The organism is Margalitia sp. FSL K6-0131 (assembly GCF_038008735.1).
Lineage (GTDB): Bacteria > Bacillota > Bacilli > Bacillales > Bacillaceae_C > Margalitia > Margalitia shackletonii.
This window is the reverse complement of the sequence record NZ_JBBOZS010000001.1, coordinates 1,648,194-1,670,830: the sequence shown is the minus strand read 5'-3', so window position 1 is coordinate 1,670,830 and position 22,637 is coordinate 1,648,194. Positions and strand designations below refer to the sequence as shown.

General features: G+C 37.0%; 23 protein-coding genes and 1 pseudogene. 13 read left to right on the top strand and 11 right to left on the bottom strand.

Annotated elements, in window-relative coordinates; all coding sequences use genetic code 11:
* Window positions 1-70 precede the first annotated feature (70 nt).
* The 7 genes and pseudogenes from NSQ59_RS08000 (at window position 71) to NSQ59_RS07970 (ending at window position 5,370) form a co-directional block, all read left to right on the top strand.
* Window positions 71-205: a YuzL family protein gene (locus tag NSQ59_RS08000; protein WP_083489243.1), complete on the top strand. Its 135-nt coding sequence runs from the start codon at window positions 71-73 to the stop codon at window positions 203-205.
* A 220-nt stretch (window positions 206-425) separates the two neighbouring features.
* A complete protein-coding gene (locus tag NSQ59_RS07995; RefSeq protein WP_055738896.1) occupies window positions 426-728 on the top strand; it encodes a hypothetical protein in 303 nt (100 codons plus the stop codon).
* Between the two features lie 17 nt (window positions 729-745).
* On the top strand, window positions 746-1,081 hold the full coding sequence (locus tag NSQ59_RS07990) for a spore coat protein (RefSeq protein WP_055738895.1): 336 nt from the start codon (window positions 746-748) through the stop codon (window positions 1,079-1,081).
* Between the two features lie 344 nt (window positions 1,082-1,425).
* Window positions 1,426-1,765, top strand: a pseudogene (locus NSQ59_RS07985) (sugar diacid recognition domain-containing protein); the annotation flags it as partial.
* Window positions 1,739-2,512 (top strand): PucR family transcriptional regulator, encoded by a 774-nt coding sequence (locus NSQ59_RS07980; protein ID WP_340833150.1) that lies wholly within the window; start codon window positions 1,739-1,741, stop codon window positions 2,510-2,512. The pseudogene NSQ59_RS07985 and the gene NSQ59_RS07980, both read left to right, overlap by 27 nt.
* Before the next feature lie 96 nt (window positions 2,513-2,608).
* Window positions 2,609-4,021, top strand: coding sequence for a glycolate oxidase subunit GlcD (gene glcD, locus NSQ59_RS07975; RefSeq protein ID WP_055738893.1), 1,413 nt, complete (start codon window positions 2,609-2,611; stop codon window positions 4,019-4,021).
* Window positions 4,018-5,370 carry a (Fe-S)-binding protein gene (locus tag NSQ59_RS07970; protein ID WP_055738892.1) on the top strand — a complete coding sequence of 451 codons (1,353 nt, stop codon included), beginning with the start codon at window positions 4,018-4,020 and terminating at the stop codon, window positions 5,368-5,370. Before glcD ends, NSQ59_RS07970 begins: the two co-directional genes overlap by 4 nt.
* 11 nt (window positions 5,371-5,381) lie before the next feature.
* On the opposite strand, the gene NSQ59_RS07965 is transcribed toward NSQ59_RS07970, so the two are convergent.
* Genes NSQ59_RS07965 through NSQ59_RS07950 form a run of 4 tightly spaced genes read right to left on the bottom strand, consistent with a single transcriptional unit; the run spans window position 5,382 to window position 9,111 of the window.
* Window positions 5,382-6,194 (bottom strand): IucA/IucC family C-terminal-domain containing protein, encoded by an 813-nt coding sequence (locus NSQ59_RS07965; protein WP_055738891.1) that lies wholly within the window; start codon window positions 6,192-6,194, stop codon window positions 5,382-5,384.
* On the bottom strand, window positions 6,184-7,005 hold the full coding sequence (locus NSQ59_RS07960; protein ID WP_055738890.1) for an ABC transporter ATP-binding protein: 822 nt from the start codon (window positions 7,003-7,005) through the stop codon (window positions 6,184-6,186). The genes NSQ59_RS07965 and NSQ59_RS07960 overlap by 11 nt, the downstream gene beginning before the upstream one ends.
* Window positions 7,006-7,054: 49 nt before the next feature.
* The gene (locus tag NSQ59_RS07955) at window positions 7,055-8,110 is read right to left on the bottom strand and encodes a FecCD family ABC transporter permease (protein ID WP_055738889.1); all 1,056 of its coding nucleotides are present in this window, start codon (window positions 8,108-8,110) and stop codon (window positions 7,055-7,057) included.
* Window positions 8,107-9,111 carry a FecCD family ABC transporter permease gene (locus NSQ59_RS07950; protein ID WP_055741158.1) on the bottom strand — a complete coding sequence of 335 codons (1,005 nt, stop codon included), beginning with the start codon at window positions 9,109-9,111 and terminating at the stop codon, window positions 8,107-8,109. Before NSQ59_RS07950 ends, NSQ59_RS07955 begins: the two co-directional genes overlap by 4 nt.
* Before the next feature lie 174 nt (window positions 9,112-9,285).
* Between NSQ59_RS07950 and NSQ59_RS07945 the strand changes: the two genes are divergently transcribed.
* The 4 genes from NSQ59_RS07945 (at window position 9,286) to NSQ59_RS07930 (ending at window position 14,229) form a co-directional block, all read left to right on the top strand.
* Window positions 9,286-10,257, top strand: a complete 972-nt coding sequence (locus tag NSQ59_RS07945; RefSeq protein WP_055738888.1) for an ABC transporter substrate-binding protein — start codon at window positions 9,286-9,288, stop codon at window positions 10,255-10,257.
* A gap of 269 nt (window positions 10,258-10,526) precedes the next feature.
* A complete protein-coding gene (locus NSQ59_RS07940; protein WP_055738887.1) occupies window positions 10,527-12,044 on the top strand; it encodes a spore germination protein in 1,518 nt (505 codons plus the stop codon).
* Window positions 12,045-12,070: 26 nt separating this feature from the next.
* Window positions 12,071-13,165 carry a GerAB/ArcD/ProY family transporter gene (locus tag NSQ59_RS07935; RefSeq protein WP_055738886.1) on the top strand — a complete coding sequence of 365 codons (1,095 nt, stop codon included), beginning with the start codon at window positions 12,071-12,073 and terminating at the stop codon, window positions 13,163-13,165.
* On the top strand, window positions 13,162-14,229 hold the full coding sequence (locus tag NSQ59_RS07930; protein ID WP_340830602.1) for a Ger(x)C family spore germination protein: 1,068 nt from the start codon (window positions 13,162-13,164) through the stop codon (window positions 14,227-14,229). Before NSQ59_RS07935 ends, NSQ59_RS07930 begins: the two co-directional genes overlap by 4 nt.
* Window positions 14,230-14,287: 58 nt before the next feature.
* Here NSQ59_RS07930 and NSQ59_RS07925 read toward each other — a convergent pair whose 3' ends face one another.
* The gene (locus tag NSQ59_RS07925; protein ID WP_055738884.1) at window positions 14,288-15,460 is read right to left on the bottom strand and encodes an FtsW/RodA/SpoVE family cell cycle protein; all 1,173 of its coding nucleotides are present in this window, start codon (window positions 15,458-15,460) and stop codon (window positions 14,288-14,290) included.
* 283 nt (window positions 15,461-15,743) lie between these two features.
* On the opposite strand from NSQ59_RS07925, the gene NSQ59_RS07920 reads away from it, so the two are divergent.
* Window positions 15,744-16,058 (top strand): thioredoxin family protein, encoded by a 315-nt coding sequence (locus tag NSQ59_RS07920; protein ID WP_055738883.1) that lies wholly within the window; start codon window positions 15,744-15,746, stop codon window positions 16,056-16,058.
* Window positions 16,059-16,093: 35 nt separating this feature from the next.
* Here NSQ59_RS07920 and NSQ59_RS07915 read toward each other — a convergent pair whose 3' ends face one another.
* The 4 genes from NSQ59_RS07915 to ytaF form a co-directional block, all read right to left on the bottom strand.
* Entirely contained in the window at window positions 16,094-17,275 is a 1,182-nt protein-coding gene (locus tag NSQ59_RS07915; RefSeq protein ID WP_055738882.1) for an FtsW/RodA/SpoVE family cell cycle protein, read from the bottom strand.
* A 54-nt stretch (window positions 17,276-17,329) separates the two neighbouring features.
* Entirely contained in the window at window positions 17,330-18,265 is a 936-nt protein-coding gene (locus NSQ59_RS07910) for an LCP family protein (protein WP_055738881.1), read from the bottom strand.
* A 76-nt stretch (window positions 18,266-18,341) separates the two neighbouring features.
* Entirely contained in the window at window positions 18,342-18,986 is a 645-nt protein-coding gene (locus NSQ59_RS07905; RefSeq protein ID WP_055738880.1) for a DUF1232 domain-containing protein, read from the bottom strand.
* Window positions 18,987-19,207: 221 nt separating this feature from the next.
* Entirely contained in the window at window positions 19,208-19,840 is a 633-nt protein-coding gene (gene ytaF / locus NSQ59_RS07900; RefSeq protein WP_055738879.1) for a sporulation membrane protein YtaF, read from the bottom strand.
* 434 nt (window positions 19,841-20,274) lie between these two features.
* Between ytaF and NSQ59_RS07895 the strand changes: the two genes are divergently transcribed.
* Window positions 20,275-20,937, top strand: a complete 663-nt coding sequence (locus NSQ59_RS07895; protein WP_055738878.1) for a helix-turn-helix domain-containing protein — start codon at window positions 20,275-20,277, stop codon at window positions 20,935-20,937.
* Window positions 20,938-20,994: 57 nt separating this feature from the next.
* On the opposite strand, the gene mgtE is transcribed toward NSQ59_RS07895, so the two are convergent.
* Together mgtE and NSQ59_RS07885 are read right to left on the bottom strand one after the other, a co-directional pair.
* Window positions 20,995-22,338 carry a magnesium transporter gene (gene mgtE / locus NSQ59_RS07890; RefSeq protein ID WP_055738877.1) on the bottom strand — a complete coding sequence of 448 codons (1,344 nt, stop codon included), beginning with the start codon at window positions 22,336-22,338 and terminating at the stop codon, window positions 20,995-20,997.
* A complete protein-coding gene (locus tag NSQ59_RS07885) occupies window positions 22,325-22,483 on the bottom strand; it encodes a hypothetical protein (protein ID WP_161809217.1) in 159 nt (52 codons plus the stop codon). Before NSQ59_RS07885 ends, mgtE begins: the two co-directional genes overlap by 14 nt.
* Window positions 22,484-22,637: the final 154 nt, after the last annotated feature.

Genomic DNA, 22,637 nt, shown 5'->3' with positions numbered 1-22,637 from the left:
TTTTGAATGATATTTCGGTCAGTAATGGGAAATCTAACTTTTAGAATCTATTTGGGAGGTGAAGTTACCTGTGGCAAGGCTCAAAAAAAATCCATCCAAGGCTGGTGTAAGTGCAGCAAGTGTGAAAGGAAATGCAGGCCCTACAGTGGAAGCGGATGGCGGCGGAAAAGTTAATAGTCAAAATAACCAATATAAAAAACGCTAAAAAACAAATACGCAAGCGCATTACCCATCGGCGTATGGATGAGTGAAATTTGAAGTGTAATTTCACCTTCGTAATCGCAGGCTCTAGATAAAGGAAATGTTGAATTATCGTAGTGCGTAGACAGAGAAATTCACTAGCCGATAGGCGCTGAAGCTAAACTTGCAGATAAACTTTTCAAAAGTTATACACAGGGTTAAATCGATAAAAAGGAGGTATTTTTATGCAACAGCAAAACCAGCAAACGGCTATGAATCAGCCGCCAAGCATCATCTCTACGAAAGATTTGTCTTATATTGATGATATGCTGGCTTGGAATTTACTTGCGATGAAAAAAGCACATTTTGCTGCTGAACATTGTCAAGACGAAGAAGTAAAAGCTGCATGTGAAAAATGCGGAGAAATGCACCAGCGCCACTATAGTCAAATACTTGGACATCTTCAGCATCATTTGCAAAATCAGGCTCAAGCTTTTCAACAAAATCAAGCAAATCAAACGATTCAACAAAATCAACAAATGATGTAATGAAGGAGGTGTTAAATATGCAAAACCAACAAGGTATTCAAAATCCGCAAACACAGGTTCCAAAAACACCGCGAATGAATGACCGCGATTTTGCTACTGATTTATTATCAATGGAAAAATATATGACTGCTTCCTATAATAATGCATTAAATGAAGCTAGCCATCAAGGTCTTTATCAGGATCTATTGTCCATTTTTAACGAAACACAAAATGAGCAGCGGGAAATTTTTAATCTTATGTTTCGCAAAGGCTGGTATAAGCTTGAAGAAGCAGATCAGCAAAAAATGCAGCAATCCTATCAGAATCATCAGGAGTATTCTTCACAATTTCCTTATGGGAATCAAATGCATTAATTAATTTTTGAAAGAATCTTGTCCTTCATAATTATTGTGAAGGACATATTTATTGTTGATCGAGCTAGTTTTGTCCTTCATAACCTTTGTGAAGGACACTTCCTTCTTTTTCTTGCTTCATTTTGTCCTTCATCAACCTTATGAAGGACACTCCCATCCCTCCCTTGCTTCAGTTTGTCCTTCATCAACGTTATAAAGGACAATTCCCCCCTTCCCCAACTTCATTTTGTCCTTCATAATGTTTTCTATCTTATAGATAGCCCATCAATTATCAATCGCACTTTTAGTATGACGAACTCTTCAACATTCCACTATAATATGTGTAAAGTAAACTTCAGGATGGGGTGCCTATTTTGTTACATGCCAATCTCGCTAAAAAGATTGTTCAAGAGGTCCGAAAATTATTAAATGAAGAAATTGTCGTCATGGATACGAACGGAATTATTATTGCTGCTACTAATCAAACAAGAATTGGCCAATTCCACGAGGGAGCTTTATTAACTTGTAAAAGCAAACAAAAGCTGATTATCTCACTTGAAGACGAGAAAAATATGATGGGAGTAAAGGCTGGAATTAATTTACCTATATTTACAGGGAGTGATTGGCATCACCGGTAGCCCTGAAGCAGTTTCCCAGTATGGGGAATTACTAAAGAGGATGACAGAGCTACTTATTAAAGAAAGCATATATATTGAGGAAACAGGTCGTCATATACGCGCGATGGAAACGTTTATTTTTGATTGGCTTGAACTCAGGGAATGGGATCCCACTTTTATCAATCGTGCGGAAAGACTAGGTATTGACATAAATGTTTCTAGACAATTAGTACTTATAAAAATGGAAAATAATCCACAACCAAGTCAGCAGCTTATTGAAAAGTGGCATAACACTCTAGAAAAGAATGAACTTCTAATAAGATGGGGACATGATCGCTTTTTATTATTGTTAGATGCAGATATACCTCTTGACCAAAAACAGCTAAGGCAAAAACTTTCTACTTGGAAAAAAATAATGAAGGATGACCTTATTTTTGGAGTTGGAAATATTACGCCGGCAAAGGATTTAAAAAAGTCATTTTTGCAGGCTGAACGTGCACTCCGTTCCGTCAAGGGGACTGAGTGGATTGTATTTGATGAGGACCTCACTTTAGAAATGATAATCGATGATGTGCGAATGGAAACGAAAGCATTATTTATTGAGCGAACACTAAAGCCAATATTAATGGACTTTGAACTGATTGAAACTTTAAAGGCATACTTCCAGCATGATTATTCTATTAAAGCAACAGCTAATCATTTGCATATTCATATAAATACCTTACATTATAGACTGAAAAAAACGGAAGAATTAACTGGTTTAAACCCAAAACATACTCGTGATCAAGCAATCCTCTACATTGCCCTGCAAATTTTAGATGAATATACAAATTAAAACGAAATAATGTCATATATTTTGTTTCAACATACATAGCGAGATTCCCTCGCTTTTTCTATACTTATATCAAGAAAAATGATTGGAGGCGTTTTCTTGATTACCTCAACACTAAAGGAAAAATTAGTTTCAATAGTTGGTCATGAAAATATAGATGATTCAAAAGCTGGCAGACTTGTATATTCCTATGATGCCACACCGCAATTTCAATCCATGCCGGATATGATAGTAGCACCCCGTAATACAAAGGAAGTATCAGAAATTGTAAAGCTTTGCAATGAACATAAGATTCCAATTGTTCCACGCGGTTCAGGAACAAATCTTTGTGCAGGTACTTGCCCTACTGAAGGCGGGATTGTGCTCTTATTCAAGCATATGAATAAAATTCTCGAGCTTGATGAAGAAAATCTTGCCGTTATCGTTCAGCCAGGTGTTATCACGCTCGATTTGACTAATACGGTTGAAGCTGCTGGTCTCTTCTATCCCCCGGATCCCAGCTCTATGAAAATATCAACGATTGGCGGGAACTTAAATGAGAACTCCGGCGGATTAAGAGGCCTTAAATATGGAGTTACTCGCGACTACGTTTTGGGTCTTGAAATTGTCCTTCCAAATGGGGATATTATCCGTACTGGAGGCAAGCTTGCAAAAGATGTTGCCGGATATGATTTAACAAGGCTATTTGTCGGATCGGAAGGAACACTTGGTATTATTACAGAGGCAACGCTTAAATTGATACCGATGCCTGAAACGAAGAAAACGATGCTGGCACTCTATCAAGATATGGAAGCTGCTGCAAGAACTGTTTCGAGAATTATCGCGAATAGAATCATCCCTGCCACCCTTGAGTTTTTAGACCAGCCGACTTTAATTGCTGTTGAAGACTTTGCCAAAATCGGATTGCCAACTAACGTAAAAGCAGTTCTTTTGATTGAGCAGGATGGAGCTCCTGAAATTGTGGAAAGGGATATGAAGAGAATTGCAGAAATATGTCATGAGGAATTAGCTGAGTCTGTGCAGATAGCGGGGACAAATGAAGAAGCGGAAAATTTAACTGCTGCGAGACGTGCTGCCCTTTCTGCTTTGGCAAGGCTGAAACCAACGACTATTTTAGAGGATGCAACAGTCCCTAGATCAGAAATTGCTAATATGGTTCGTGCTATCAATGAAATAGCCGATAAATATCATGTGAAAATTGCAACTTTCGGTCATGCAGGTGATGGAAACCTCCATCCTACATGCCCTACGGATGTGCGCGATCGCGATGAAATAGAGCGAGTGGAACATGCTTTTGCAGAAATATTTGCGAAAGCAATAGAACTTGGAGGCACTATTACAGGTGAACATGGTGTGGGAGCAATGAAAGCACCCTATCTTGAATGGAAGCTAGGGAAAGAAGGAATTGCCGCGATGAAAGCAATTAAAGCTAGTTTTGATCCTAATAATATTATGAACCCTGGAAAGGTCTTTGCGAAAGAGAGCCGGAAACGTTTGGTGGTGACAAGATGACTACAATAAAAGAACAAACAACTATTAGGCAGCAATTTGCTGAACGGATGGATGAAGATGAATTATTAAACTGTATGAGATGTGGGTTTTGTCTTCCCTCTTGTCCCACTTATATTGAATCTGGATTTCAGGAGATCCATTCTCCGCGTGGTAGAATTGCCTTAATGAAAGCAGTAAAAGATGGTGTGCTGGAACCGGATGAAGATGTGGAACGCTCCTTAAGCCTATGCTTGGGATGCAGAGCTTGTGAGCCTGTTTGTCCGTCCGGTGTGAAATACGGCCACCTTCTGGAAGAAGCAAGAGATATCATACATCAAAACAAAAAACACACCATGCCAGCACAAGCTGTTCGAAATGCTGTATTTGAAGGGCTTTTTCCGCATCAAAACCGCATGCAAACCGTAACTGGACTATTAGGATTTTATCAGCGCTCCGGGTTGCAAAAGCTGACCAGGAAAATCGGCTTTATGAAGCTATTTCCTGAGAATTTGGCAACCATGGAGAAAGTGTTGCCGAAAGTGCCAACTATAAAAGAAATAAAAAGCAGACCCGAGTATTTTCCGGCTAACGGTGTAGAAGCGAAAAGAGTTGCTTTCTTTGCTGGCTGTCTAATGGATACCATGTTTTTGGATACGAATAATGCAACGATCAAGCTGCTCAAACTTGCTGGATGTGAAATTGTCATTCCAAAATCACAAGCCTGTTGCGGAGCCCTGCATGGTCATAGTGGTGAAAAAACGAAAGCAATGGAAATGGCAAAGCGAAATATCGAAGCTTTTGAAAAGGTAAATGTGGATTATATTATTACAAATGCCGGCGGATGCGGAGCCTTTTTAATCGATTATGATCATTTACTGAAGGACGACCCTGAATGGAAAGAGCGTGCGATTGCTTTTAAAAATAAATTAAAAGATATAACACAAATTTTAGTAGAATTAGAGTTTCATCATAAAGTTCCGTTACGATTATCAGAGCGTGTCGTGACTTATCAGGATTCCTGTCATTTGCGGAATGTCATGAAAACCTCGGATGCGCCAAGAACCTTATTGAAGGCGATCGATGGGGTAGAATTTCGAGAGATGAACAAGGCTGACAGCTGTTGCGGTTCAGCGGGAATATATAATATTGTTGAATCGGAAATGTCGATGAAAATTCTTGATTCCAAAATGGTGAATGCGAAAGCTACCAATGCCACCACCATCGTCACAGCCAATCCTGGCTGCTTGCTGCAAATGAAGCTTGGAATTGAACGAGAAGGCTTGTCAGAAAAAGTGGAAGCTGTCCATATTGTTGATTTATTGGCCGAGGCAGCGTCCTTGGATCGGGATTCAGGTCCATTATTTCATTAATGGGATGGATCCTACTCCTTATATTGGGACGTAGGACCTGTCCCTTTTTCCCTTTTAAATGGCGACATATTGCACCCATTCGGGCATGTTGCACATCGTTTTCCATCTTTAGCATCTAACAAATTGGATAAACAGCAAGTTTTTCGTACACGAATCCACTCATTGAATTCTTCCCGGTATATTTTTTCACGATCAAATCTAGTCAGTGGATTTTGTAAATAAGGGCCAAATAATGTGCCTTCTGCTTTCTGTATAATAAAACAAAAATCATCTTCTATTCTTTGTTTTATTTCAATCTTTTTCTCTTCCTTCAAAAGGCATTCATACAACCAAAAAATATATAAAGCAATATTCTCCCACATCACCATTTTTGAAAATCTGGTTACTTCCCTAAGTGCTTCTATCAATGGGTGAAAAAAGTGTGCAAACAAATTTTCTACAATTTCTTCCCTCCACTGATTCCGATTCTTGCATGCTTCGCTAATAATAAAATTCCCTAAATAAAAATCCGGCAACCACAATGAATCATCATCTTTTTCAACTAGGCTCATTTCTTTTATATCAACACTTAACCTTTTGTTCAAAACACTCATAGTATATAAATGGATAACTGCATAGAAAGCCATTCTTTTCGTCAATAAAGAAGCGGTCACTCTATGTGTTGGTGAGCCCATTTGTTTACCGATTTTATTTAGATGGTCTTGTAATGTAGTATGATCAAATAACTCGTGAACTGCGATATTTCTTCTTTCACTGGGCTTTTGATCCGTAAAGCGGAACTTTGATAATGCATTCACTTCAGAAGACGTTAAATTAGACAGCATTGATTGCTCCATCCTTTAAGATACAACGGCCTTTTCCAAATGGTATGCATAACGGTGTTCCAAAAAGTGGATCAATTGTCACCTGACAATCCATTTCGAAAACATCCCTTATCATTTGACAGCTTATAACCGTTTCTGGTTTTCCTTGCACATAAACCTGTTTGTCTTTTATCGCTACGATGTTATGGGCATATCTGCATGCCAAATTTAAATCATGCAGTACCATGACAATCGTACGTTTTTCTTTTTCGTTTAATTCGAAAAGTAAGTCTAGGATTTCAATTTGATGTGTCATATCTAAATAGGTTGTTGGTTCATCAAGCAGTATAACATCTGTGTCTTGTGCTAATGTCATCGCAATCCACGCGCGCTGTCTTTGTCCACCAGAAAGCTCATCTACATGTCGGTCTTTATATTCCTCCATATTTGTCACTTTTAATGCATTCATGACAATTTCTTCATCTTTTTCTGACCATTGCTTTAGCCATGATTGATAAGGAAAACGACCTTGCTTTACAAGCTGGAGAACCGTTAATCCTTCAGGTGCAACGGGAGTCTGAGGCAAAATCGATAGTTTTTTTGCCACTTCTTTAGTCGGAAGCTTTGCGACATCCTTCCCTTCGAAAAGTACGGAGCCCGATTCCGGTTTTAAAAGCCGTGCAATAGATCTTAATAGAGTTGATTTCCCACAGCCGTTCCCGCCGATAAAAACCGTAATTTCACCTTTTGGAATGGCAATATCTAATTCATTTATGATAATAGAATCACCATATCCTAACGTTAAAGCCTTTGTTTCTATTGTTCCGGTCATAATTTTTTCTCCTTTCCTTTCTAAAAAATCCCACTAATCCAACCCTGCATTATGCATTTTTTGCCCGAAATAATAGATAGATAAAGTAAGGAGCACCAATTGCTGCAGTAAAAACACCTGCAGGAATTTCAAGCGGCAGAAAAATTGTCCGTCCTATTAAATCTGCGAGCATGACAAGAATTCCACCAATACATGCAGCAGTCGGAAGAAGTGCACCAAAGCTCGAACCGACTAACCTTCTCGCCATATGTGGTGCCATTAGACCGACAAATCCGATTCCTCCAGCAAAGGCAACTGCCGAACCTACTAATGCAGTACTTAGGATTAAAAGCAGAAATCGTTGTTTTTGCACGGGACTTCCAACACCAGTAGCAAGTTCATCCCCTAACTCCTGAATGTTTATTCTTCTAGCTGAAATAAACGAGATAATAACAAGTACTAACACCGTTGGAACAATAACATATACATTACTCCAATTGGATCCATTCACTGTACCTGTGATCCAAATATTCGCTTCACTTGCTCTATAAATAGGACCCTTTAGCATTAACATTGTCGTAATGGCTTGCATAACAGCAGATACACCAATACCAATTAACACTAGTCGTATAGGCGAAACACCATTTTTCCAAGCTAAGAAATACACCAAAAAAGCGACTACAGTTGCTCCTAGGAAGGCTGCAACAGGCAGCCAATCTATGCTAACTGTCAGTATATTATCTGCATTGCTAAATATCGCTAGAAACCCTACTACAGCTGCACTTGCTCCCCCAGTAATACCGATAATATCCGGAGATGCAAGTGGATTCCGAATGATTCCCTGTAAGATAGATCCAGCAACAGCTAAGGCCATGCCAACAAACAATGCAACGATAATTCTTGGAAGGCGAAATTTTGTAATCACTAATTGATCAAAAGCATTGCCTCCACCAAAAAATACTTTTAAAACCCTTAAAGGATTTATTTTCATATCACCTAAACCAGTACTTGTTACAAATACAATTAATAATAAAAGGAATAATGTACCTGTGATCCAGAGAGCACGACGGTCAAGGATGAATGATATTTTCCCTTTTAAAAGACGAATACTTTTATATTGACTCATCGTCTCGTTAACCCCTTTCTTGCCAGATAAATAAAGAATGGTGCACCGATTATGGCGGTCATAACACCAACTGGTACCTCTGAGGGCATAATCACGTATCTGGCGGCGATATCCGCAGCAAGCAGTAATATGCCTCCTAAAAGTCCCGAAAAAGGGAGTAACCAGCGATGATCTATTCCTATTATTTTTCTGGCGATATGGGGAATGACAATTCCGATGAATCCGATTGGTCCCGCAACAGCAACGGCACTTCCTGCAAGTAAAATAACAATCAGACCTGCGCCAATCTTTACGAGTCCGATTTTCAGACCGAGCCCTTTTGCTACATCATCTCCCATAGCCAGTATATTCATTTTTCCAGCTAAGAGGAGTGCTGCCCCCCAACCAATAATCATATATGGAAGCACGGAGGTTAATATTTCTAATTTTCTTCCTTGAACAGAACCTGCTAGCCAAAATAATACTTGTTCTAACGCGGATTCATTTAATGTCAGTAGACCTTGTGTAAAGGAGGAAAATAACGCACCAATAGCAGCTCCTGCTAATGTAAGCTTCATAGGAGTTAATCCTTCTCTGCCTGTATTCCCTAATAAATAAACAATGATTGCAGCTAATGCAGCTCCTGCAAAGGAAACCCAAGCAAATCCTTGTAAACTCGTAACTTTAAATATAGTTACTGCAATGACAACTGCAAAACCCGCACCAGCATTTATTCCAAGAATCCCCGGCGATGCTAATGGATTTTTCGTTAGTGTTTGCATAATAACACCGGACATGGCAAGACATGCCCCCACTGCACCGGCAATAAATGCTCTTGGTAAACGAACGGTAGTGATAATAATATGCTTATTGGATCCATTAAAATGTGTAAAGGACTGAATGGCTGTTTTTATAGACGTATCTGTATAGCCATATATAATACTCATCCCCATCAGGCATACCAAACATATGACAGCTATAATCGTTCCAACTAACTTCTGCCAATTATATTTTAAGACCATTTTATTTTTACCTTTCAATCATTCTCTACCACTAGTCTAGGAAAAGTTGGGCATGAAGTCAATGATTTTGATAATCATTTTCATTTATATATTGACAGTCCTCCCCACTCCCTTTATGATTAAGAAGGAATAAATGATAATGATTATCAATCACATTCAGGAGGTACATAGATAATGCGGAAGTTAAAATCCATATTTACGATAATTGCTATATTATCCTTACTTCTTCTCGCTGCTTGTGGAAATAAGAGCGTAAGTAATAGTGAAAAAGGTAAAGGAACAAATAATACTTCGGACAAAAGCTATACTGTTGAACACGCTATGGGCAAAACCACTATAAAAGGAACACCAAAACGTGTTGTCATTTTAACAAACGAAGGTACAGAAGCACTACTTGCATTAGGTATAAAACCTGTTGGAGCAGTTCAATCTTGGACCGGTCATCCATGGTATGACCATATTAAAGATAAAATGAAGGGTGTAAAAGTTGTCGGTACGGAAGATCAAGTGAATGTAGAGGCTATCGCAAAATTGCACCCAGATTTAATTATCGGAAATAAAATGCGCCAAGAAAAAATATATGATCAATTAAGTGCCATCGCTCCTACTGTTTTTGCTGAAACATTGCGCGGTGATTGGAAAGATAACTTCTCCCTCTATGCTAAAGCAGTTAATAAAGAGGCAAAAGGAAAAGAAGTTATTCAACAATTTGATCAAAGAATTGCTGACATAAAGAAGGAGCTTGGAGACAAAACAAAAATGAAAGTTTCCCTTGTTCGTTTTATGTCCGGAGATGTTCGAATTTATCATAAAGATACCTTTGCAGGTGTTATCTTTGACCAACTTGGATTTGCAAGACCAAAAGGTCAGGATGTAAATGATTTTGCTGAACGTAATTTGACAAAAGAACGAATTCCTGCAATGGATGGGGGCATTTTGTTCTATTTCACCTATGATACTGGTGATGGAAACGCATCATCACTGGAAAAAGAGTATATTAATGATCCTCTCTTTAAAAACCTAAAAGTTGCGAAAGCAGGAAATGTTCATAAAGTAAATGATGTTATTTGGAATACTGCTGGCGGTGTAATCGCTGCTAACTTAATGCTCGATGATATTGAAAAGATTTTCTTAAATAAACAGTGAGACATGGGGACAAATTTCTTGTCCCCTTTTTTTATCAACTCTCTTTTATCCCACCTTTGTTTCTTCCGGCGCTCAGGACTTTTTACTTCTTCACGTACCTGGATATATGTCCCCATTTCCCTCCTTGGTTAATTCCCTGTCCCGCTTTTTTTACTCTTTTCACTTCTTTTACATATTACACCTTTTATTGGTAAAGACTATGTTCGATAGGATGGCTGGATTTTCCCTCAGATTACTGGCCATCCAATTTTCAATGCGGGGGAACGGATATGGACTTTTTTAAAAAAAGAAGGAAAAATCAGGAATCGTCTAATACCAATCAACAGCAGCAGCAACAAATAGTTACACAGGATAACCAACCGAAATCCAAGGATATTAAAGAGGCAAAATATTTCAATCACCGAACAAATTTACATTTTTCTTTAAAATTTATTTCCACCTTAACAGATGAGGAAATTATTCAAAAGGATGTTCTTCCGTATTTATTGGAAGAATGGTTTGAAAAAGTAGAAGATCTTAATAAAATTCTACCCGTAGCTGATTTCCATTTAAGTACGGATTTAAGTCAAATTGAGCAAAAACTTTATAATGGGTATGTTTTACTGCGAACAGAGCACGAGAGAGATAGTAAATTTGCTTTTATTTCCGCACAAAAACAAATCACGCGGACAGTTAGTGCTCCTGAAATTGAATTTAGTGTTATTGGACCAAAGGAAGCTTTCATAGAGTCTATTGACCAAAACATAAACTTAATAAGAAAAAGATTGCCTATTGAGGATTTAATATTAGAAGAATATAAAGTTGGGGTGCTTTCCAAAACGAAAGTAGTATTACTTTATATTAATGGAACAGCTAATAATGAAAATGTGGAAACCATCAGACAAAGGCTGAAGTCCATCGATTTTGACGCGGTTAGTGATAGTTCTTTTATTGAACAAATTATATCTGATAATCATTCATCACCCTTTCCATCCTTTCTGGACACTGAAAGGCCGGATCGGGCTGCCGGTGTACTAAGCCAGGGAAAAGCGGTCATCATTGTAGATGGTTCCCCCCATGCTTTGATTGGGCCGACAACGCTTGTTGAGTTTTTCGTTTCATTCGAGGATTATTATATAAACTGGGTTATGGCCACTTTCTTCAGACTTTTACGGATATTTGCCGTACTATTCTCTATATTGGTAACTCCTTTGTATGTAGCGGCCTTAACCTATCATTATCATTTGATTCCTACCAACCTGATGGCGACGTTAATTAGTTCTCGTCAGGGAGTGCCATTCCCACCTATTCTAGAAGCACTCGTTCTGGAACTCACGATTGAGCTCTTGCGAGAGGCCGGTGCACGTCTGCCAACGAAAATCGGACAAACAATCGGTATCGTGGGCGGTATCGTTATCGGGACCGCTTCTGTTGACGCCGGCTTTACAAGTAATGTTCTACTCATTTTAATTGCCTTAGCTGCTCTGGCTTCCTTTACGACACCTGTCTATAAAATCGGTAACACCATTCGTATCCTGCGATTCCCATTTTTACTATTTGCTCAGCTTTGGGGATTGCTCGGAATTGTATTTTGTTTTTGTATTCTTTTAACCCATTTAATCCGATTAACTTCTTTAGGAAGGCCATATTTAGAACCTTTATATCCTTTACGATTTCCTGATTTGAAGGATACCATTGTACGCTTAGGTTTTAATAAGCAAATACTTCGCCCGCTTTATTTGCAAACGAAAGATACCGTTCGCTTTCCGCCAAAGGACGGAAAACGGAAAAAAGATATTGATGAGTAGCTGAAATATTAAGCGGAGGTCATATTATGCAGCCTCAATCCATCCCGGAAAACCGGAAATTTTCGCCCTATTTTGTTTTTTACTCCGTTATATCCATGCAGATAGGGGTAGGGGCTCTTGGATTCCAAAGAATTATCGCAATGATCGCAGGTTATGATTCGTGGCAATCTGTTATTATTGCAGGTGTCGCATCCCTTCTGGTGATGTCATTCATGTATAAACAACTGGAAACGGTAAACGGAGATCTAACCGACGTTCATCAATTTGTATTTGGCAAATGGCTGGGGAAAATATTAAGTATATTTTTTGTCTTATATTTTTCTATACTATCCATTACCGTTCTTCGTTCCTATATCGAGGTTATACAAGTTTGGATGTTTCCCGATCTAAGTACCTTTTGGTTTTCTTTGCTTTATCTATTGCTATGTATTTATATTATTTTCGGAGGAATCCGAACGGTAATTGGCATTTCTTTTTTTTCGTTTGTTCTTCCAATGTATATCATTTATGTACTTGGAGCTGCGATCCCATTTGGTGATTTTCGCCATTTCTTACCACTTTTTAATCATTCGTTTAATAAATTATTAGAAGCGTCCCAAAGCATGTCCCTAACATATATGGGTTTTGAAACTCTTATGATTTATTACCCTTTTATAAAAGAACCAAAGAAATCAAAAAAATGGGCACACCTTGGATTATGTTATTCTTTGTTATTTTATTTTTATATGACCATTATCTGCTTCGCATTTTACGGGGAGGAACAGTTGCAAAAAGATATTTGGGCCACATTAACTACTTTTAAAATAGTCCATTTTCTGGTTGTGGAACGTTTCGAATATATCGGAATTGCAAATTGGTGCTTGGTTATTTTGCCCAATATTTGTTTATCCCTGTGGTGTGCTACCCGTTTACTAAAGAGAACCATGAAAATAAAACAAAAATATGGCGTTTGGATTTTAAGCGGAATCATCCTTATTTGCTGTCCTTTATTTAATAATCGTTTACAAATTAACTTGTTAAATGCCATCACTGGCAACACAGGATTTATCCTTAATTTCATTTATATACCTATTCTTTTTCTTTTGGCATCCATTGTAAAGAAGGTGAAAAAAAAGGCATGAAAAGACTCTTCATCCTATGTCTGTTCACAAGTATTATTTTAAGCGGATGTGTTCAGCAGCAGATCATCGATAAACAAAATATTGAAACGGCTGCAGGCTTTGATTGGACGGATGGAAAAATTCAAGGAACCATTCTTTATCCAACCTACATGCCAGACAAAAGTGTATCCAATAATGTGCTGGTGGCAAAATCCAAGGTTACTCGAGAAATATTGGAGAATCTGCAAAAGAAATCTGACCAGCCTTTAGTAACAGGAAGTTTGCAGGTTGCTTTATTTGGGAAGAGTTTGGCGAAACGCGGTTTCTTCCATTTAATTGATTCCTTTCAAAGAGATCCTAATATTGGATCGAGGATTCATCTTGCTGTTGTAGACGGCAGTACTTCCACACTCTTAATGGGTAAATACGGAAACACAGGTAATGGTATATATATTAAAGATCTGCTTGACCATAATATGAAGTATCTCGATGTTCCAAGGCAAAATTTACATTTATTTGGCGCCTATCTGCATGAAAAAGGAAGAACCACCTATTTGCCTATCATTAAGCAGGTAAATAATAATGAGCTGCAGATTACAGGGATTGCTTTATTTAATACAAAAAAGATGGTGATGGAACTTCCCGCTAAAAAAATGTTTTTCTTTAAACTGTTAGTAGATCGGCACAGTCAGGGAAACCAGGCAGTGAAAATTAATAATGAGGAAGTAGTGGTTAGAAGTATTAACTCCAGTAATAACATTAAAGTAAATAATAAAAAGAATCCTTACGAAGTCACTATTAATATAGATATAGAAGGCATCATTCGCGAATATACCGGGAAAAAGATTTCTAATACGATTATGAATAAATTTGAAAAGGCATTTGAAAAAAAGATTGAAAGAGAAACATTATCGTTATTGAAGGATTTTCAAAAGCATAAAATAGACCCCGTAGGGATTGGAGAACGTGCCGAGAATGTTACAAGACATTTCGATTGGGATAAATGGTGGGACTCGGACTACAAAAATGTTACGTTTAAAATAGTACCAAAGGTAAAAATCATAGAAAGCGGTACGGTTGAATAAAGAAACAGATAAAAAATAGCCTGATGAGAAGTATCTTTCTTCCTATCAGGCTATTTCTTTAAATCTCCGTTGAAAACATATATTTTTTATAATGATATCGCATGGAAAACACCAAACCAATTGCAAGCATGTTCCCCATTAAAGAACTTCCACCATAGCTGATAAATGGTAACGGAATACCTGTAATCGGTAAAAGCCCAATCGTCATCCCTATATTTTGGAAAACATGAAAGGTGATCATTGCAATGATACCAGAACAAATATAGGAATAAAAATCATTCTTCGTTTCAAGACTTGCCTTTGTAATGTGATAAATCAACATAAAAAATAAACTGACCACAATACTAGCCCCAATAAAACCATATTGTTCCCCGATTACACTGAAAATGAAATCAGTTTGGCTCTCCGGCAAATAGACATCTCTTTGATTAAATCCTTTGCCTAATGTTTCTCCAGAGCCAATAGCCAAAAGTGATTTTATAAGTTGATATCCAGAATCACTTTGATAATTATAAGGGTCTAACCAGGAATAAATTCGACCGAATTGATAAGACTTCACATGTAAATACTTACTCAATACCTGTGGAGCCCAAATGACAAAATAAAGAACAATGCTTGCAATCGCTGAAAACCCTCCAAATATAGGGAGTAAAAGTTTCCATGTAATTCCGGATGTGAAAATAATACCGAGCATAATCGCTAAATAAACCAATACGGTTCCAAGATCCGGTTCTAGCATGATTAGAACCGAAGGGATCATTGTAATAATTCCTAACTTCACTAAAAGCCAGAAATCTGTTTTTAATGTTTTGACTATAAACTTTTGATGATGGTCTAATACACAACGCGATAAAGCAAGAATAAAAAATACTTTTGTAATTTCTGAAGGTTGGAAAGTCCCTAGGAAAGGCACTTTAAACCAGTTTTTTGCCCCTTTAATATCGGGAGCAATGGAAGCTGGAGCAATGACAAGAAGGAATAGCAACAAAATTCCAAACCCATATGAATACCAGGAAAGTTTTTTCAATTGGTCAGAATCGAGTCGTATGGTAAACACAATGATTACCGTTCCAACTATATACCAAATTGCTTGTTTTAATACAAAGTTATCAGAATACTGCCCCGATTTTTGAGCACTATAAACCGATACAAGGCTGGCTATACACATTAGCATTAATGTTAAAACAAGCCCGTAATCTATTTTAGATGATTTTGTTGTCTGAGAAGTCATACTGTTTCGTCTCCTACTATAGCTTAAAATCCTTGTTCCATACTTAACAAGTATAGTCATAATAACATTATACAGGTTGATGTCAACGATACAAAGTCACAAATTGTGGCATTGTCTTGACCAAAAGATTTTTTCATCACTTTGTTGCGTTTGTAATGGAAAATCTAATCATTTTTCGCAAAAGGAAAGCAAAACAAATAAATTGTATGAAAAGAAAAGAAGCTATACAATACTAATGAAGTAAAATGTAAACTATTTTTATTTAACATAAGGAGGATCTACCTTGGAGGAAATTAAGAAACTGGAAACATTCGAAGAATTAATCTCTGGTAATGAGCCTGTCATCATGAAATTTTTTGCAGGCTGGTGCCCGGATTGCACTAGAATGAATATGTTTATTGACGATGTCATTAAGGATTATAGCCAATATAAATGGTATGAAATTAACCGTGACGATTTTCCTGAGCTTGCAGAAAAATATTCCGTTATGGGAATTCCAAGCCTGCTAATTTTTAAAAATGGAGAAAAACTGGCACATTTACACAGTGCTAATGCTAAATCCCCTGAACAAGTACGGGAATTCTTAGACGCTCAATAATTAGACAAAACGGCCAGATATTTTCTGGCCGTTTGTTAATTTTTCATCTCAAACATATACTTTCCATACATTTTGTGTATGGATAAGGCAACCCCAAACAATAACATATTTGAAAACAGTGAACTTCCTCCATACGTTAAAAACGGCAAGGAAATTCCTTTAACAGGCATTACGCCCACCATCATGCCTATGTTTTGAAAAATCTGCAGAGATAATTCTGCAACAATGCCTATACAAAAATAAGTGCCAAATGGATCACTCGTTTTGTCGCCAATAATAATTAAGCGATACATGAGTAGAAAAAATAAACATATCACTAAAGAGGCAGTAACAAACCCTCCCTCTTCCGCAACAGTAGCAAAAATAAAATCGGTGTGCTTTTCAGGAATGTATACATCCCCATGTCCGATTCCTTTTCCCTGCAGTTCCCCGCTTCCTACAGCTAAAATGGCCTTTTTCGTCTGATACCCTTGATTAGGATTTTGATCCGGTTTAAGCCAACCTATCACACGCTCTTGTTGATGTGGTTTTAGCATTGGAATAAGGTCTTTAAACAAAATATCCGGGTGTTGAAAGTATATATAAACTAAACCTGACACTAATATGGATGGAACAATAATAATTGTTACAATTAATTTTTTATTTATCCCAGAAAGAAAGATGATACTTGATACGCTTGCAAGATACAAGAATACCATGCCTGTATCAGGCTGTTGGTAAACAAATAAAGATGGCGGAATCGTTACTAACATAATTTTACCAACCAACATTAAATCGGAAAGCATCGTTCTCTTCAAATAAGTTAAATTATGCTTTACGGCAATATTGGCAGTGACAATTAACAATGGAATTTTAAAAAACTCAGATGGTTGTATGGAACCAAGGAATGGAATCTGATACCATCTCTTTGCCCCTAATATTGGATGTGCAATGGAATCCGGTAATGGCAATGCTAGAATAATAATGGACAAAAATCCAATTATATATAGATGCCAGCCTAATTTTTGGATTTGGTCCGGATCCAAATATGCCATGAAAAACAGCAGAAAGAAACCTATCAGATAGTTAATCCCTTGCTTCAACGCAAAATTATCATTTCCATATTGTCCAGTTTGTTGACTGCTATGGATAAATACGATGCTTAGAATGGCAAATAAAAAGATGATAAATAAAATAGTCGGATCCAATCTTTTCAAAAATTCATTTTCAGTCTTCATGTTAAACTCCCGCTAGAAAGATATTCGCTTCTTTAATCGAACATCATCATTATTCTATTGACTAAGAAATTCTTTTAACGCCTGTTTGTTTTTGTCTATATCCATGCTTAAAACATCCCCTACATCTACACGTTCATTCGTATAAGAATCATTAACCGGTAATCTTAAAGTCTCCGTTTTTTGAGATTTCCCAATCATTAACCCTTTTCCAATTGCTAGGATCGTTCCAGTATCTACATTTGTATCAATGTAAGGGTCGGCTAAACCTAGAATCCTTGGAAGGTTGACGATACTATGCACGGAAACCGCTTGATCCTTTAATTTCCCTAAAACTTCTTGTTGGCGTTCCACTCGCCCGAAATCACTTAAACGGTCATGACGAAAACGTACATATCCTAATAGTTTTTTACCATGGAGAACTTGTTTACCTGGATGCAGTTTCATGCCAATTCCGTACGACATTTCATATGGGATATCCACTTCAACCCCTTTAGGCGCAATGATATCAACAATCTTCGAAAATCCTTGGAAATCGACAATTGTATAGTAATTTATATCAATATCAAACGTTTGCTTGATTGTTTTCCTGAGCAATTCGGGTCCGCCAAATGCAAACGCAGCATTTAACTTTTGCTTCCCATGATCAGGAATATCCACGTACATATCTCTCATCAAAGAGACAAGCTTTAAACGATGCGTGTTTTGATTATAATGTGCAATCATAATCGTATCGGATCTTGCGTGTTCTTCCCCTCTTGAATCGCTCCCTATTAATAAGATATTGATTTCGCCAAATTGAGGTTCCGCACCTTGAAATTGCTCAAAGGTTTTACCATCGTTTTTATATTTACCGTCTGACGCTTCAGACAAGCCTTTATTGTATTGATATACACAATATGCAGCTACCGCCACAATGAATAGGAGGATAAATAACATGAGGTTCCGTACCCATTTACGTACCCTTCTCTTCTTTTTTCTTCTTTGATCCATTGAAATTCCCCTATCTATTAATCTAAAAATACTATTGTGTACTCATTTTAATAGCATCAAGAGTATAAATTGTCTTTTAATCCTTCATTAATAATTTCAGTACAATTTGTACAGCCGTCGCATCATCTAAATAGCCAATCGGAAAAATATAATCAGGAATAACATCTACCGGTAAAATAAAATAAATTAGAGCACTGCCAATTATGACAAGCTCACGAGGTGTTCCTTTACTTAATCGAAATTTATCGTACATGTTCTTCAGCTGATTAATAAATGGTCCAATACTCCCGACTTTTTGAAGCTTCTCTTCAAATCCCGTCAAAATGGTTTCTTTCCCCTCTTCCGTTTGGGAGTATTGTTCGTATTTCGTTAATTGATTTTTTATATTATCAATCGTAAAATTCCTGTCATAAATATTAGAGGACTCAAGGAAACTTTGAATACTTGCAACGGACAATTGAATATCAGACTGATCGTTTTGTCCATCTTGTTCAATTGGATAACCTGCAGCAACTAATAATTTTGCCAAAGGAATTCCAAGGCATTCAGCAAATTTTTGCAAATGTGCGGGAGTAGCTTTTCTTTTACCATTAATGATCCGAGATATTGTAGCGGTATCAATATTAGTAAGTTCACTAAATTTGCGCATAGATAATGACTGATCCTTCAATATAGCTTTTAATAGCGGTCCGAGATGATTAATATCTCCATTTTCAGACATATTCATTTTCCTTTCTATTAACCTCTTATAGTAAACTAAGATACAGATATATTGACATTTTGTCAACAGCGTCTATGACTATATGAAAAATGGTTAAATGTATGTATATTTCAGGCAATGTTCCAATATGCTAATTATCAACGTAAAGCCCGATATAACCAAGTCTAGATTATATCGGGCTTAAAAATCTTTATCCTATGCTGTCTTCGTACAGTTTGTTCTTAAAAGAAAGCTGCAAAAGCGATCACTACTATTATTACTCCACTTAAAAGGGTCCCGAATTGACCAACTGTAAATTTGCCAATTCGAATATTTGCTAATTTGCTTCCTAGCTTCACACCTGCCCAAACACTGATGAAACTTCCTATTGCAGCTGTTAAGGAAATCGCAAAGGGCGATAATCCAAGCAAACCAGCACCAAGCCCATTTGTAAGTGCATTTGCCGATAAGGCTACTCCTAGAATAATAGCCTCTATCCAACCGATTTCTCCAGACTGATCCATATCAACTACTTCCGGATTTTTTAAAATTCCTTTAAGACCCTTAGAGTGCTTTTTTTGCTCCATGATGACATCAGAATTATCCTTTTTACGTGGAGCTGCCAAAAGAATAATTCTTATTCCAATAATAAAAAGTAGGAACGCTCCTATTATTACAGGAAGGACGCCGGGAAGAATCTTTGAAAGCCAAATTCCAAATGTAATCCCCGCTATACTCATAAGAAAACAAATCAATGCAATCAATATGTTTGCACCAATTCCAATTCGGATTTTTCGAATACCATAGGATATCCCAACTCCTAAATTATCAATACTTGATGAAGCGGCGAACGCCAATATAATTAACCACGACATTGTTTTATACCTCCTTTTTTTTACACATAGTATTTTCCTTTCTCTGTGTAAGTGCGTGTCTAATCAAAAACTGTTGAAAAAAAATCAACACTTTCCTGTTCATAAATGAATTTTCAGCACATCTTTTATACGAATCGAATCTTTGTTGACATTTTTTCAACGTTTTATTTCTAAATAAACAACATTTTGTTACTTCATCTTCATTTAAACAGGCACAGTTATGAGGCATTTCAATATAATATAAAAAACATTTCATGGTGTTGAAGTAAAGTTAATCAACATTACTACATATATATATAAGGAGGGTGAAACAAGATGAATAAAGATTCTAAGCGTGCAATCATGTTCGGCGCGATTCATTCATTCTTTTTTCTAGAATTAGTAGTATTTTTCTTAAGCTGATATAGTTTTGTATTCGGAAAGGAGGGAAGGTAATGTCAACTGAAATAAATGGAGACCATAATCTCGGCTTATTAATTAAAGCATTGTTAAAGGAAAGGATGCTTTCCATGCGCAAGCTTAGTGCTCTAACGGGAATAGATACTGCAACTATTTCACGAATTGCAAATAATAAACAGAAAGCCACGCCCTCTCACTTACAGCTGCTCGCCAATCATTTAGATGTCCCGCCAGCCAAATTAATTCAAGCAGCAGGTTATAATCTTGTACTATCTGAAAATAATGATCAATCGGATATGTATCAATCTATCGATGCTATTCAGGAAATTCTTGTTTCCTCCAATTTTCTTGATCATGAATTTACGGTGGAAAAAATTCATCAGGAATTGGCCAAATATGAACACTTCTCCCTGACTAAAGAGGGAGAACAGAAAATACTTGAAGAGTTTGAGACAAAGGTGGAGGAAGTAAGAGGTGCGGGACCATTTATTATTGAATTAAATAAAATGTTTAAGAGTTTTCGTGAGGAAAATCTTTCTATAGAAAAGCGTACAATCCTCGGTAGTGTCCTTTTATATTTTATTCTATCAACAGATATTATCCCCGATTATGTATTCCCGTTTGGATATTTAGATGATTGCCTAGCTGTTCAAATTGGCTTAGAGCGACTTTCAAAGTTAGAGGAAAATAATGTATAAAGCAATACCCGCTCCTCACTAAAAACATATCAGCAAGGAGCGGGTATTGTTTTAATTCTAAATATGAAGCAATAATTTTGCCATAGAGAAATAAAGGATTAGTCCTGTTCCATCGACTAGGGTTGTAATGAATGGACCGGAAACAACAGCCGGGTCGATTTTTAATTTGTGTAATATCATCGGCAGAACAGCCGCAACCATCGATGCCCATATGACAATGAACAGTGCTGATATGGCAACAACGGAGCTGATATGGATATTCACTCCAAGAAAAAAGGCGCGGATGATCGCAACAATTCCCATCGATATTCCTAGAAAAACACCAGTTGATACTTCCTTTCGAAATACTTTGAACATATCCTTGAATTGTACTTCACCGACTGCTAAAGCCCGAACTAAGGTCGTAACGGTTTGTGAACCTGTATTTCCTCCCGTTCCAATTAGCAGCGGTACGAAAAAGGATAATGCGATTTGCTTTGAAAGCGTGTCTTCGTAATGTCTTAATACAGTTCCTGTATATGCTTCCGCAATAAATAAGACTAATAACCATCCAATTCTTTTTCTATAAAGGTTCCAAATGGAATTTTTAAAATACGGCTCATCTAAAGGTTGACTTCCTCCAAGCTTTTGAAAATCCTCTGTTGCTTCTTCATGAATAACATCAATAAGGTCATCAACCGTAAGAATTCCAATCATTCGATGATCCTGTGCTACCACAGGAATGGCAACAAGATCGTATTTGGACAAAATTTCTGCCGCATCCTGCTGATCCATATCAACAGAGACAGAAATAGGGTCACCTTGAATTATTTCTTCTAGCTTTGTACCTGATTTCGCCAGAATGATTTCTTTTAACGAAACGACTCCAACCAATTCACCGCGGCTTCCTACCACATAAATATACGATACAATCTCTGCCTCTTGGCCAACTTTTCTAATATGCTGTAATGTTTGATCAACTGTCCAATTAATACGGGCGGCGATATAATCTACTGTCGCTAGCCTTCCTGCTGTATCTGGTTCATATTTCATAAGTGTATCTATTTTTTTTCGATAATCTTCTGGCAAAAACTCCATTAGTTTTTTTGCTTGATGAGGATGTATCGATAAAAGTAAATTTACGATCGTATCACTCGACATTTCATTTAATAGTAAAGATGTAAAATTGTCCTTTATTCGGTGTAAAACTTTGTATTGCAACTCCGGCTCTAAATATTCAAGAATCTCTGCCCCTAATTCAATTGGAAGTATGGATATAAGCACTAACTGTTCTTCATGGTCTAATTCCACAAGCATTTCGGCAATATCGAAAGGTTGAAAATGAGACACGAACTCCTTAATTGATTCTTGATTATTTTCCAGTAGAAGTGTTTTTATTTCATTAATTTTATTTTGGTCCATGTTCCTTCCTCCAATCCTCATTCTTAGAATGGTGCAATGAGAAAGGAATATACAGTGAGTCGATAAACGAAAGACTGTTAAAATCACCTTTCCTTATTGCACAAGTAAATTTATTTGCATGTTTCTGACCTGGGCCTTCGTCCATCAACATCACCTCCAGAATAAGGGGAAAATTTAAGCTTAACTACTAGTACTGTATGTTCAAATGAGGGAATTTCCAGTTTAAATGACCAATTTTAAACAAAAAAATAGCCTTCATTTCTTGGCGAAAAGAAATAAAGGCTTTGTTTTGCAAAACA